Raw genomic sequence first — 14,515 nt, forward strand, 5'->3', positions numbered from 1 at the left:
TTAAATAAGTATAATACATATTATACATAATTATCTAGTTATTCTAAAATTATGTTAAATTTATTCTCTTAACTTTACTTATAAAATTTTAGACTAGCTGTATAATCAAATTGAACCAATAAAAAAACCATAGTGGATTATTCTGTGTTATGATTTAATCTATAAAAAAATACATACACAGAGAATAATCACTATGGACTATACAAACACTAACACAGAGTCACATAAACATAGTTCTTTGAATCAAATGAAGTTTTTACTCAGTTTTACTTTATTTCTACTCCATGGACTACAAATCGTATAGATGAGTTGCTTGTACATGTAGCTAGTGTTACAATTTTATCTTTTTCTGAAACTTTAACATCTATTTTTTCTTCTGATAGCTCTACTATGTGATCTAAAAACGCCTTATGTTCTTCTTCATTGTCAAACTTTATTTTAAAAGTATTATCTGTTTTTTTAGCATCATGATAAGAAAATATACTGTACTTTTGCCATCCATTCTCAGTATATATCCAAAAATAAGGATTTTTCTCTACTACACCCACTTCTCTTATATCTTTTAAACTACCTAACATAGAACCATCCATTGCATTATGTCCATATAAAAATGTATTGTCATCAGTAAAGTCTTCACTTGCCATGCAGTCCAAAAAAATACTTCCTATATCATTTTTATCCCCTGAGAATGTATGCTTAATATAGTAAGTATTATCCTCATCTTTCATAATTGGATAATTGATATTAAGACATGGGTAATAAATCCACCCCACAGTATCTGGATTTTCTTTATTTAATTGTTTTAAATCTATATTTAAGTTAGGAGCATCTTTATCTAGTAAATTTTCTTCAGAGGATATACTCATTGTTTTACGTAACTTTTCATATTCTTCTCCTGCTTTTTTATATTGCGTCTTTAAAGATATTACACTCCATATTCCATAAACTATAATGCATATAGCAAAAATCATAATAATATTTAATATTCTATTATCCTTCTTTTTCTTATCTTTAGCTTCACTGTTCTCTTTATTAGCTTTTTCAGATATTTCTTCTCTCTTCATTTAGTATCTTCCCCTTCAATCAATCCATATTTAACCTTAATTCTCTCTAGCTTTTCAATCATAGGTTTACTTATAATCCATAAAAAGATAACAGTAGCTGTAGCATGTACCAAATCAACAGGAACTCCTGAAATATATACAGCTAATAACCCTTTCCAAGTAATCCTTTTAGACATCATTACTAAAGAGGCAGGATTCATTATTCCTCCATATATAATAAATACAGACCAAAAACCATATATACACAAAGAACCTCTACTTGCTTTTAACCAGCCTTTATTAAATAAAATCCCAGCAATAAATCCAATTATACCCATAGCAAACATTTGCCATGGAGACCATGGACCTTGTCCCATAAACATATTTGATACAATCATTGATACGGCTCCTACTAAAAAACCTGATTCTCCTCCAAAGCAAACGGCAGATATAATCACTATAGCTGCTACTGGTTTAAAACTAGGAAGCATAAAAAATGCGCCTCTACCAGCCACTGCAATGGCTGACAATGTAGCTATTATAACTAATTCTCTAGCCTTTGGCTTACGACTTTCAAATATCATAAAAAAAGGAATTGTGGAATAAATCACTATAACTAAACTAATAAACAAATACTTTCTATCATTTAAATATGTAATTCCTATCCACACAGTAATTGGAATCATTACTAATATTAAAAACATTGCAACCCACGTACGTTTGGGGATTTTTCTCTTTTCTTCCTTAGAAATTCTTATTCCTTCTTCGAAAATGTTGCCCTTTAATACCTCTTTGATATTTTTCTTATCTTCTTTCCAAAAATCTATATCAACTTCTGCCTTATTTTTATTCTCTAGAAACATGTCTAAAAATTCATCTAAAGCTTTTTCCCTAAGCACGCTATCACATCCTTTACAGTAACTGCCTCTGGATAATGCTTTCTAGCCATTCTATTGGCAGCTGTAGTATAAAAACTATTTCCTGCAAAAAACTCTTTTGCTTTAGAAGTTGACACTATATTTCCTTCAAAGAATAACCCTACCCTATCTGCATATTGAGCACAAAATTCCACGTCATGGGATATGAGCAAAATTGTAACCCCATGTTCTGTAAGTTTTTTTAGTATTTTCCCTAATTCTTGTTTGTAGTAATTATCAATGCCCTTAGTAGGTTCGTCCATTAAAAGAATTTTAGGCCTTAATAAAAGCATCTTTGCAAGGGCAAGTCTTTGCTGCTCTCCGCCGCTTAAATCATAGGGATGACGCTCCATTAATGCTTCTAACTTAGTCAGAGATACTATACCATTTATTGCATCATACTTTTTCATATCAATTGGATAAGCGTCGGTTTTTCGTTGTTTTCTTCCATCAATCATCTCATACAAATCTGCTTCTACTGTGTTTTTCACAAATAAACTTTGAGGGTTTTGAGGTAATACTCCTAAGAATCCATTATAAAGCTCCTTATCTGTATATTTTTCTAACGCTTTTCCATCTAACCATATTCTACCTCTATGTGGTAACCTTATACGTGCTAACAAGCTAAGTGTTGTGCTCTTTCCTGTTCCATTTCCTCCTACCAAGGCAAAAAATTCACCTGCCTTGACTTCCATTGATAAACCTTTTACAACGTCTACCATATCTTTACCATATCTAAACCATACATCCTTTACTTTTATAGCTGGAACATCTATATTATTTTTCACTTTTACATTGTTTATTGATTCTTTTGCTTCTTCTATATTTTTAAAATCAACACTTTTCTTATTCTTTACTATATTATCTATCCATCTTCTTCCTTCTCTTACCGTTAATGGGCATATATAATCATTATTCACCCCAGTATAAATTTGCATTGGCGTCGGCATTGCTACAAACATATCATTTTCAAGCTTTTTTAAGCTTTCTCCAATTTTTCTAGGGGTTCCCTCAGTTAATATCTCTCCATTTTCCATAACATATATCCTATCTGCAAAGGGGATTACATCCTCCAAACGATGCTCTGTCAGTATAACTGTTGTTCCTATATCTCTATTTATTTTCTTAACAGTTTCTAAAAAATCTGAAGCAGCAATTGGGTCAAGCTGTGAAGTTGGTTCATCTAGTATTAATACCTTTGGATGCATTGCCATAATTGAAGCTAAATTTAATAGTTGCTTTTGTCCACCTGAAAGTTCTCTAACACCTCTCATAAACCATTGTTGTATTCCAAAATATGATGCCATTTCAGCTACTCTAAGTCTAATGGTTTGAGTATCATATCCTAAGCTTTCTAAGCCAAAGGCTAATTCATGCCATACCTTATCCGTTACTATTTGATTATCTGGATTTTGTAATACAAATCCGATCTCTGCACTTTGAATTCTTTCAGATACTTGCGATAATTTTGTTCCATAATATAGCACTTTACCGAACCTTTCTCCATGAGGTTCTAGTACTGATTTTAAATGACGTAAAAGAGTACTTTTTCCACAACCACTTTTCCCACAAAATACTATAAATTCACCTTCTTCAATGGACAAATTAATGTTATTTAGAGAAGCATGTTTCTGCAACGGATAAGAAAAAGTAAGGTTTTTGATTTCTATAATACAATTCTTATCTTCCATGTTCTTTCTCACCTATCCTCTCTTCTCCCATCAATGTATATAAATAAGACGGAATATTTCTTTTTCTCTCTATCTTTCTATATAGCTTTTTCCATAATATAACCTCATAACCTTTCAAAATACAAGGTATAAAACATATGGTTGCAAATGCTAACCATGTTAACATTACACCTACAGACAATGTCATGCCGCCTATTTTAATCATAGGATCATATATTGCATTGGTATATCCAGCTTTTACTCCGCGAAAAAATATTAAAAATAACATTACTAGAATTGTGAGCATAATTTTATCCCTTTTATCTAGTTTATATAATGAAAAAGCTGTTCTTCCTTTTAATCCATAACCTCTTGCTTTCATGGAATCCGAAGTCTCAATGGCATTTTCTAATGACCATGTAACTAAAATAGAAATAATTTTAATTCCATATTTTATTCCTTTTATAAAACCACCATTTTTAATGTCTCTTCCAACGCATTTTTGTCCATTTCTAGTTTCCTTAACTTGCTCTATAAATTTAGGAACAAATCGTAAAGCCATGGACAATACTAAGGATATTGCTGGAATTATACGTCCAAATAGATAAATAAACTTATCACTACTCATTATCTCGTTATAGCATGTGAACCAAAGTATAATTATAAATAAATTACATGCTAATACTATTCCATAAACAATAGCTTCTAAAGTAACTGCTCCTGTCTTTAAATAAAACAATGGTGTTACACCATAATGATTAAATGCAGGATTAACCAAAGCCACTATTATCATAGCTGGAAGTGTAAATAAAAAATTAAATTTTGCTACCTTTTTTAATCCCTTTAAAAAAATAGCATAAGATGATGCTGATAAAAATGAAATAATCAAAACCATAGGATGCTGTGAAAACATAGTTATTCCTAAGACTAATAAAAAGAAAAGAAAATTAACTATAGGATGATAAGATTCAAATATATCTCTTTTCTCTTCTTCCATATCACTCACCCATATATCCTCCAACATCTCTTCCTAAGTCACAAGTATACTTCCACTCAATATTGTCTCCATCATTTACTTCATATTTAGAACATCCGTAATTAGGATACCAACCATTTACCCTATACATCCAACCTGATAGACTCCCACAGTCAAATTCATAAAGTTGATTTATACCTTCTACATAATAGGAACTATACATCGGAGTAAAGCTTGCCTCCATTTGTATATTAGATTCCTTGCATATTCTTCCAAGAATATCATAAACCGTTTCTCCTGGAGTAAATTCCACAGTTGTGCTTCCTAAAATCCAACCATCAGATGGAACAAAATCAGCTTTATTTTTATTCAGCTCATTCCAATTATTTAGTATTGTTCCACATTCAACGGATATTGTACAAGTATACTTTGGAGAAGAATTATCTCCTGAAGAAGTACTTATTTTATCATCAGATTTTTCACTTACACTAGCCTGTTCTTTTGAGTTTTCACTTTTCCCTTGTTGTAAATTTACCTCACTTTTTACTTCTTTATCTAATTTCTTTTTTGTTTTACCTCCTAATAAATAATAAGTACCCTCAGCTTCTGTAACTTGAAAAGTTAACTTAGTACATTCTTTCCCTTCATTATTAGTGTTTTCAATCTCAACCTCCTCCATTTTTTTAACTTTATCATCTATATACTTACAAAGCAAAATCTTATCAGCATCCCACTTTTCAGTAAGTATAATGCTTAATTGTACTGGAGCTGCCAACTGCATTTTCTCAAGTTTCATTTCTAGTCCAACTGTAGCATTATTAGCTGCAATTTTTATATCATCTAAATTTTCCTTAGAAAATTCTACTTTCAACTTTTGCTCTATAGGATTTTGAACTTTCTTTCCATCATAAAACCAAGTATACTTAATTCCATTACTATCCATTCCTTCAAAGGAAAAAACCTTATCTACTCCAGATATTCCTAGCATAATATCCTCTGATACTATACCATCTTCCGATAAGATATTTTTTTCTGGTATTGTTTTACTCTGCATGTCTTTGTTATGAGTACTATTAGCTTTACCACAACCAGTAATAAAAAAAACTATACATATTAATAACGCAATTATTTTTAACCAAGTTTTGCGCATATTATTTTCCTCCTTGCGAAAATGAATTATATGTAAGAAATACACTAATGTTCAGCATATTCCTTACATATAAAACTACATTTTAACGAGCAATTCCCATAATTCTATATATGAGAATCAGCGTCATTTTAAAATTATTACTTTTTCTTTTTAAAGTAAATACATACTCCTACAACTGTAACTCCGCATAAAATACAAAGGGCATAGGGTAAATATTCTTTTATACCTTCAGTTTCATTTGCTTTTCCTTCTAATCTAGCATCTAAAGAACCCTTACTGCCTTCATATTCTCCACCTTTAAAATTCCAGCCTTCTTCATCTGCCTTGGAATCTTTTTTAGTGTTTTTATTTACACTTTTCTTATCATTTTTATTTGCAGTATTAGTAGTTTTGGAAACTTTAGAAACACTTTTTCCCTTTATGGCTTTACTTAAAATACTGGAGATATTATTCTCAACTTTATTTACTTCTACTTCAGGTCCAGGATTCTCATTGTTAATTCCCGTACCTGAATTATCTCCACTATCACCAATTTTTATGGATAAATCTGACATATCATATAAAGAAGTTTTTTCATTTTTTAATCTGTTATAAGCAACTAACGCATAATAAGCTTGTTCAGTTGCCATTCCATCAATTATACCTGCTTCAGCACCTCCATTATTACCTGCTTCAGCTTTTACATGCATGAACCCACTACCTGGTATATGATATTTAAGTATATTTTCCACTGACCAATAACCATTTTTAATAAATCTATTATCTGTCTCTGGATTAATTCCAAGAGCACAAAGAGCAGTAATAACTTGAGCATTAGATTCAGAAGTCTCTACACCACTAGTAGCAAATCCTCCATTTTTTAGCTGATTTTTGCTTAAAAATGAAAGTGCTTTATTTATTGCTATAGTTACCTTTTCTCTTCCTTCTTTATTGTAATAAGGTGCAATAGCTTGTAACGCCATTGCTGTTAAATCAACATCACTTGATTTTCCTGATAAATTCCATCCACCATCACTTTTTGCGTTTGAAAGAATATAATCTATTAATCCTTCTTCTGTCGTCTGCTTTGATACTCCAGAAACTTCAGGAATAACATAATATGGATTTGTCTTTAAAGCAATAAGAGCCCATATTGGTCCATTAATTCCTTGCTTTTTAATTTCATTAAAGTCAGCTAAGTTAGCAAGTAAATTATATCCTCCAATATTCCTAGCATCTTTTCCTATGGAAGTCATAGTAACAATAGCTTTAGAGTATTCAGTATATTTAACTGTATCTGTTAGCTTTCCATTCTTCTCCTTTAAGTAATTTACCATATGATTATAATAAGTATCAAAATAATCACTATTTATGTCCATTCCACCTCTTGCTAAACCTATTACAAACCATTCACTACCCTTTGCAGGATTTTTATCAATAGAAATAATATATCCTCTTGTCTCCTTTAAAATTTCTTCAACACTTTTAGAAAGAGAGTTTGCCTTTGTAACTACTGTAACCTTACATTCAGCTTTAATATCCATACTGCTAGCTAAGGAAGCTGTAATTGTTACAGTACCTTCACTAATTCCAGTGACTACACCATTATCATCTACAGTAGCTATATTATCATTAGATGACTTCCATCTTATTTCTAGGGGTTCTGTAGCACTTTCAGGTAGTTTATAGGATTTTAAAGATATAGTTCCACCTTTTTCTACTTGTGCTGTAGAAGAAACAGAAATATCCTTTATAGCTATTGGTACATCAGCTAAAATCAATTTTCCAATGGAGCGAGAATGAACAGTTATACTATCACTTTCAGCATTATAAGTTGCATCTAACTCCTTAATTTTTCCATCCTTCACCATGAATACCTTTGGATTTTCCATAGAATCATATTCTGCCGGTAACTTAAAGGTAATTTCCACAGTCTTCTCTTGAGAATAATTAGATTTATTTCTGATATCCTCATAGCTAATCTCTTCTGCAAAAACTATAGATGCTTTAGAAGAATCATAAGCCTTTTTTATCTGTTTAAGGAATTCTGTTTTTCCATTTATATCTGATACCTTAGTTCTTATATACCAAGGACTTTCTACAGTAATACCTTCACAAGTATGAATTGCTTGTTCAATCCATTTTTTTGTAGCATCAATTTTATTCTTTGTATCCTCTGGAATTTCCATTATTCCTTCCATATCCTCATAAAAAGCTATAGCTTTAAGAAATTCTTGAATTTCCTTTGAATTAATATCAACCTCTTGACTAGTATCTACTGCATCTATGACCCTTGTAATTGATCCTTGCAAACTACTTATTACATGAGTCAACTTGTTTTTAGCTTCTTCTGAAATAATACTTTTTTGTGCCTGGGTAAGCTCACCTTCATAAGCATTTCTTACAGAAATAACTAAGTCAATATCAGCTATTGTTACTTTGTCAGGTAATTTCATCATCTTATCTTCTACATCTTTTGCTTCTTTCTTTAAGTCTTTTAAGCGATTCTCGGCCTTACAAAGTCGGTTTATATAAGGTCTTCCAACAAGCTTTTGATTTTTACTACTTAAAGCATCATAATATGTCCTTGCTTCTTGCACCTTACTTTCATCCTCAAGCCTAAGAACAGATATAGACGGCAAATTATTAATTTTAGAAATTACAGTTAATATATCAGCTTTTTCTATACAAGCTTTTAGTTTACTTATTATAGTCTCAGAAATATAGGCTTTACTTTCATCTTTTAAAGATTCAAACTCATCTCTAAGCGCATAAACTCCCTTAACATCTTTTATTTTCATATCAGCAGAATTTGGAAGTTGAGAAATTTTCTTTTCCATAGCTGCTACTAATTCTTTACTATTTCCTACAGTGACATGACATATGGCATTAATTCCAGTTTTTGTTGTAGCTTTAATATCTACTTCACCTGATTTTTTAGCAACAACATACCCATTTTCAGATATTGTAGCAACTTTTTCATCACTAGTTGTCCAGGTTACATTTTTATCATCCGTAGTGTTTTCAGGTATCCATTCTACTACTTTTAATTGAAATGTATCATCTCTTTCACAAGAAAAACTTGACTTATTTAATACAATTTCAGTTAATGGTCGATTCTTTACTGTAACATGGCATGTAGCACTATATCCATTTATTGTACTTGCCGTAATATCAACCTTACCCACTGAAATTGGTAAAAGCTTTCCTTCCTCATCTACCTGTAACACTCTTTCATCCGAAGACTTCCATACTAATTTACTAAAAGTAGTATTCTCAGGATAAAGAGATACTTTAAGTTGCTTATCTTTTTCATCTATATCTATAGATAGATTACTGTCTAATAATGCTACAGATTTAGGATAAACAGCTTCCATGGAAGGAAGTTCACTTAATGCTGTATCTACTTCTGCTTGAGTTGCATCAAAGTTATTTAAAACCTTCATAGCTTTATCATAAGCCACTTCACATCCATCTACAGTAAACCAAATATCCTTTGCTTGATTTATTGTTGCTACCTTACATAATAATTTACTTCTATCGGCTGGAGTGTAGTAAACTTTCCCACTACTTACATCTTTACCACTTACGTCTGCTCCTGTTCCATAAATAGTAAATTGTAACCTACATACATCACCATTTTTAGGATACGTATTGCCAATTCCTACGTTAGGGAACACATTGTTAATGGAATATACCCATCCAGAAGTTCCTGTATAGGAAAATTCTGATAACTTTGGTGCATAAGCATTAGTCAAATTATTATTTAATGTAAAATCTCCATTTGCACTAGCCATCTTTAATATGGAATTAGGAATATTTAACTTCATATCTTGTGTATCTGCATTATGAACAGAAGCTAAATATGCACCATATTGAGTATCGTGAATATCATACCCATATCCCTGAGAACTTAAAAATCTCTTTAATAGAGAAACATAGTTTTCCCCTTCTCTTATTGATACCATATTAGGCTCAATTACATATCCTTTACCTATTGAAAATCTCTCAACGGTAACTGTTACAATACCATTTTCCGCATCTGCCCAAGCAGGTTTATAATTTCCCAGAAAAGTGGTAACTGTCATAAATAGAAGCAAAAGAACTGCTGTTAACTTTCGAATTCTATCTTTTTTCTTATACTTCATTTTTTCAACCCCAATTCTATAAAACCTACCTATTGGCAGCCTTGTATTTTTTTGCTGTAATAAATATACCGATACCTATAACAATTAAAGTAAGCATAATTGACATCTTTTGTGGTAAAACATCTCCAGTTTTAGGTGCTGATGAAGTTTTTCCAGAACTATTACTTATATTTTCACCTTTATCTGATGGCTGCAAGCTAGTTGCCTTTCCTTGTTTATTTCCACTGTTTTTATTTATATCCCCTTCTTTATTACCATCAATTGTATCATCACTGGATGGCTCTACTGTTTTAACAGCTTTGACACCTATTGCATACTCTCCACTACTACTATCCATAGTAAAGGTAACATCACTACCAGACACACTACTATTTAAAATATTCACTCCATCCTTTGATAACATAGCTAAATAAACATTTTTATTTGCAAAATCTTCATGAGTAAATAAAGTAGCAATGTAATCTTTTTCAGGAATATACTGCTTTAATCTTCCATCGGACATTATTTCAAGGCTATTAACACTTACTGCTTTAACCATTGAAGCATCCTTATATTTAGATAAATAACTCTTTAACGCATCATAGTTTTTAACTTCTACTTCCTTGATTTCTAATTCCACATCCCATGGAATTTTACCTGAAATTCTAGCTACCTTGTTCTCTTCATTAAGTTGCTTTTTCTTTGCATAAATTTTATCTTTTAGCCTTTCTAAACTAGCCATTTCATTTTCTAAAATACTTGCTGCATTTTCTGAATTTCTTTGTAACTCTTCATATTTTTCTAATGCTAGTTTAATACCTTGTACGGTATCTTTTGAAACTAGATTTTCATCCGCATTCTCAGTTGCATCAGTAAAATATATCTTAACAGAATCAGCTTTCTTAAATGCTTCATTCCATTCTTCAATACCTTTTTTAATACTAGTAATTTTTTCCTTTATCCCAGGTATACTATCTAGGTACGTCTTCACACTTTCATTTTTGTTATATTCATTAAAAATTTCCTTTGCATAACTTACTTGATTTGCACTCATTGGAATATTAAAGTTTTTAACTTTTTCAACTAATGGATCTAAGTATGCTTCTATATAACCTTCATATTCCTCAGCTATAAGTACATCCTCTGATAATTTTGTCACTAAGACCTCTCCATTTTCCATTGCTTCAATAGCAACTTGTTGCTCTGGTGTTAAAGCATCATATGCAGCTTTTGCTTTTGCAATCTGTTCAATTTGTTTTGGAGTAATTGTAATTTCTTCTGCTTTTCCATCAAGTATTTTCTTTAAACTACTTGGTTCTGGTAATTCCTTAATTTGATTTACTACATTTTCAATCTGATGCTTATTAAACTCCTTTTCTGAGCTTACAAGTAAGTAATAATTTTTAACCAAAGCTTTTTGTTCTTTAGTTAATGCTTCATACATAGCTCTTACTTCCTTCAAGAAAGGTCCATCTAAGATAGTAACTCCCTCTTCTAATTTCTTAATTTCCACAATAACTGGAGTTACTACTTCTAAATTAATAACACGATTAATAGCATCATTTAAAATCTGTACTATTTCACCTGAAATCCACTTAGAAACTTCTTCACCTAAGCCATCAACCTTCTGCTTTAAGTCCATAATGTTGTTTTTATCCTCTAACTTAATAGAACCCACATCTTTATACTTTAATATTTCATTAGTTAACTTTTCTGCATTTTCCTTATGTAGCTTTTCTTCATTTTCAATGAAAGCAATAGCTTCATCTAAAATATAACTATTATTTACATAGTGTTGTAATAATATCGATCCAACTTCTTTTCCTTCAACACGAACACGTTTTAATCTAAAAAAAGCACTTTTTGCAGCTTCTACTTTAGCTTTATCTGCATAAGTTAACTTTTCTATATTTGAAATCTCTTCAATTTGTTTTATAACATCCTCTACTTCCTGCTTTTCTTCCTCTGTCCCCATAAATGTGTTAGGTTTCCAACTTTCATCAGCTAAACCTACTAAGTCATATAAAGCATAATAATCTTCGCCCATGCCAAGGGCATTACCAGAGTTTTTATTATATAATTCTTCTAGCGTTTCTCTTTGTGAATCTATTTGCTTTTGAAGGATTGGATTAGTTTTAATTTCCTTTGCTTTTTCTAAAAGTTTCTCTACCTTATCTAAAGTAAGAACTTGAGCTGCCCAAACATTATCTCTATTAATAATTCCCCCCAAAGCGATAATAACCTGTGTATTATAGGAATCTCCATAGGTTGTACTTGTAAATTTCCCATTCTCTTTATCCTGACGTTTGTCTATTACATCTAATGGAGAAACTCCATCTACCTTCCAATCTTCATCTTCTATATTAATTCCTGCAGAAGTAAGCCCCATTATTACACAAGCATGACTAGAAAGATTACTATTGGAATAGTAAGGGTTTTCAAAGGCTGCCTTATCCGTACCAGAACCATCTTGATTTAACTTCATACGCTCAATAGCTATAGAGCTTTTTTCAGCAACTCCCTCCACATCTAAATGGTTTTGAATTGCTGCAAGAGCCCAACCACGCATATCTAAATCAAAATTCTTACTATATGCTGAGCCAGCTACAATATTAACTAAATTCTCATCATAACATCCCGCAGCATCTAGTGCATATAATGCCCAAATATTACAAGCAAAAGGTCCATAAGACCCCATTTCATCTTTACAATTTTTAAGTCCTTCTACATAGTTTACACCATCATAATTATAAGGATTTTCTCCAATCATAGTTAACTGTAAAATAATAGCTGCATAATCCGTAGCTTGACCTAATCTATGCTTAGTTACATCATATACATAGTATCCATCTAAGCTTTCATTAGCACTAGTCATAGAAAATACGTCCCAATAATTTCCATTTATTTTGTCTTTTTCTTTATTTTTATATCCATCAATAGCCTTCTTTAATATTGCTGAAGCTTTTCCCTTTGTCTTCTCATAATCTCCTGATGTATCCTTGGAATCTGGCCTCTTAATTACAACAGTATAACTATTTGTAATTCCATCTAAAGAAGTAGCCTTTAGTATAACCTGATGTACTTTTGAAGGATCTACTTCTACAGTATTATTTGTAATCTCAATAGGCTTAGAATCAATTCTATTTAAATAAACTTCAATGTTACTTTCTGTTCCTTGAATAAAATTTAAACTTACATTAGAATCATAGGAGTCAGGTATAAGATAATAATCCTTTAAATTTTTCTTATAATATTTTGTTAGTTTTCCTCCAATAACCTCTAACTTGTCTAGACTTGCCTCTGTAATTTGCCAGTTAATATTTATATTATGCAATGCCTGAGCACCTATATCTCCAGTAGCTGGGATAACACTAATTGGAATTACATCATTTTTATCACTATCTAATTTAAAAAAGTATCCTCCATCAATGACTTTACTGTTTGGTATAAATACCTCTGCTGCTGGATCATTAGTTTCCACTTGAATATATACATAGGGATTTGAAGAAGTTAAATTAATACTTGCTTTTTCATCAATTTTATTAGTATACAATAGCTCTGCAAATCTATCTGTTGCATGAGCTTTATCATTAGCCCCTTGAAATATCTTTACAGATTTTATAGAAGTATCCGTTCCTTTTGGAACTTCATAGGTATTTTCTCCATCTCTATATAATAAAAGAGTTATTCCTCCAAGTGACTTTCTTCTTGGTTCTTGGAAAGCTTCAATTGAACTTGTAGTAAGCTGAACTATATTTAATCCTTGTTTTAAAGCAAACTCTTCACTTATTTCATTACCACCAGTTTGTTTCCATGGTCCTCCATTGAAGCTAACTTCATAGGAATTTGTCCTATAAAAGCCATCTTCACAACCTTCATAAAAAGCATTTTTAGATGACGTCACTGATTTTTCTAATTGCAATCTTATAGATGAAGTATCCTCTGGAATTTTACACTTTCCATCTTCTCCACAAACCCCAATTCCCTTAGTTTTTGCCATGATTTCGTTGCCACATTGATATTCATTAGTTAAGGGCTTAGAAGTTTTTCCATCTAATATATTAATTTTATCTGGCCAATTATTCTCTAAATCATTGGTAGATTTTTTAAAGGAAACTACTAAATAATTTTCTTCTTTCTTATCCCCATCTTCTACTGTTATTTTAAATACATTGCTTCCATAAGCAGCTTTTATAAAATCGCTCTGATTTGTAGACTTTTCAAAACTGCAGAAGGGATTATTGTCTTTATTTTCAACTAGTTTATTATTTTCATTAAGTTCATAACCCTTATCATAGTTAATAGATAAATTTGTTTTAGATTTATTCTCTGGATCTGTCATATCCTCAATAGTAATTTTTGCTGTATTTGATTTTCTAGTACCTGTGATTCTTAGACATCCAATAATCCCACTAGAAAGATCAACGTAATAAACATTATCTTTACCATCTATTTTAGTGGCTTGTGAACCACGCCAAACCAAACTCGGCTGGTGAGCTGTAGAACATGCTACTATTAGACTGGTTAACTCTGTAGATTTACTAGATTCTTCATCTTTAGCAAAGGCTTTAACAGGTATCGCTGTTATAACAATGCACATTACGCATAGATATACGATAAATCTTTTTATTTTATTCATTTTATCCCCCAAAT

At 31.2% G+C, this 14,515-nt stretch carries 7 protein-coding genes; all 7 read right to left on the reverse strand.

The window, feature by feature from the left end; genetic code table 11:
* Positions 1-266: 266 nt before the first annotated feature.
* The 7 genes from srtB to B3630_RS05720 all read right to left on the reverse strand — a co-directional run bounded on the left by srtB (position 267) and on the right by B3630_RS05720 (position 14,501).
* Positions 267-1,064, reverse strand: a complete 798-nt coding sequence (srtB, locus tag B3630_RS05690) for a class B sortase (RefSeq protein ID WP_346896300.1) — start codon at positions 1,062-1,064, stop codon at positions 267-269.
* Positions 1,061-1,942: an ECF transporter S component gene (locus B3630_RS05695; RefSeq protein WP_346896302.1), complete on the reverse strand. Its 882-nt coding sequence runs from the start codon at positions 1,940-1,942 to the stop codon at positions 1,061-1,063. Before B3630_RS05695 ends, srtB begins: the two co-directional genes overlap by 4 nt.
* On the reverse strand, positions 1,921-3,651 hold the full coding sequence (locus B3630_RS05700) for an energy-coupling factor transporter ATPase (RefSeq protein WP_346896304.1): 1,731 nt from the start codon (positions 3,649-3,651) through the stop codon (positions 1,921-1,923). The genes B3630_RS05695 and B3630_RS05700 overlap by 22 nt, the downstream gene beginning before the upstream one ends.
* The gene (locus B3630_RS05705) at positions 3,641-4,627 is read right to left on the reverse strand and encodes an energy-coupling factor transporter transmembrane component T (RefSeq protein ID WP_414633001.1); all 987 of its coding nucleotides are present in this window, start codon (positions 4,625-4,627) and stop codon (positions 3,641-3,643) included. The genes B3630_RS05700 and B3630_RS05705 overlap by 11 nt, the downstream gene beginning before the upstream one ends.
* Before the next feature lies 1 nt (position 4,628).
* Positions 4,629-5,756, reverse strand: a complete 1,128-nt coding sequence (locus B3630_RS05710; RefSeq protein ID WP_346896308.1) for a DUF4430 domain-containing protein — start codon at positions 5,754-5,756, stop codon at positions 4,629-4,631.
* 137 nt (positions 5,757-5,893) lie between these two features.
* Positions 5,894-9,883: an Ig-like domain-containing protein gene (locus tag B3630_RS05715; RefSeq protein WP_346896310.1), complete on the reverse strand. Its 3,990-nt coding sequence runs from the start codon at positions 9,881-9,883 to the stop codon at positions 5,894-5,896.
* Between the two features lie 25 nt (positions 9,884-9,908).
* Positions 9,909-14,501 (reverse strand): hypothetical protein, encoded by a 4,593-nt coding sequence (locus B3630_RS05720; RefSeq protein ID WP_346896312.1) that lies wholly within the window; start codon positions 14,499-14,501, stop codon positions 9,909-9,911.
* Positions 14,502-14,515 lie beyond the last annotated feature (14 nt).

This window comes from Clostridium sp. UBA7503, from assembly GCF_002477055.1.
In the GTDB taxonomy this organism is placed as follows: Bacteria; Bacillota; Clostridia; order Clostridiales; family Clostridiaceae; genus Clostridium_J; species Clostridium_J sulfidigenes.

Bases quoted from the DNA above. Each gene is read 5' to 3' on its own strand.
- srtB (WP_346896300.1), bottom strand. From the start codon at position 1,064: ATGAAGAGAGAAGAAATATCTGAAAAAGCTAATAAAGAGAACAGTGAA.
- B3630_RS05700 (WP_346896304.1), bottom strand. From the start codon at position 3,651: ATGGAAGATAAGAATTGTATTATAGAAATCAAAAACCTTACTTTTTCT.
- B3630_RS05705 (WP_414633001.1), bottom strand. From the start codon at position 4,627: ATGGAAGAAGAGAAAAGAGATATATTTGAATCTTATCATCCTATAGTT.
- B3630_RS05710 (WP_346896308.1), bottom strand. From the start codon at position 5,756: ATGCGCAAAACTTGGTTAAAAATAATTGCGTTATTAATATGTATAGTT.
- B3630_RS05715 (WP_346896310.1), bottom strand. From the start codon at position 9,883: ATGAAGTATAAGAAAAAAGATAGAATTCGAAAGTTAACAGCAGTTCTT.
- B3630_RS05720 (WP_346896312.1), bottom strand. From the start codon at position 14,501: ATGAATAAAATAAAAAGATTTATCGTATATCTATGCGTAATGTGCATT.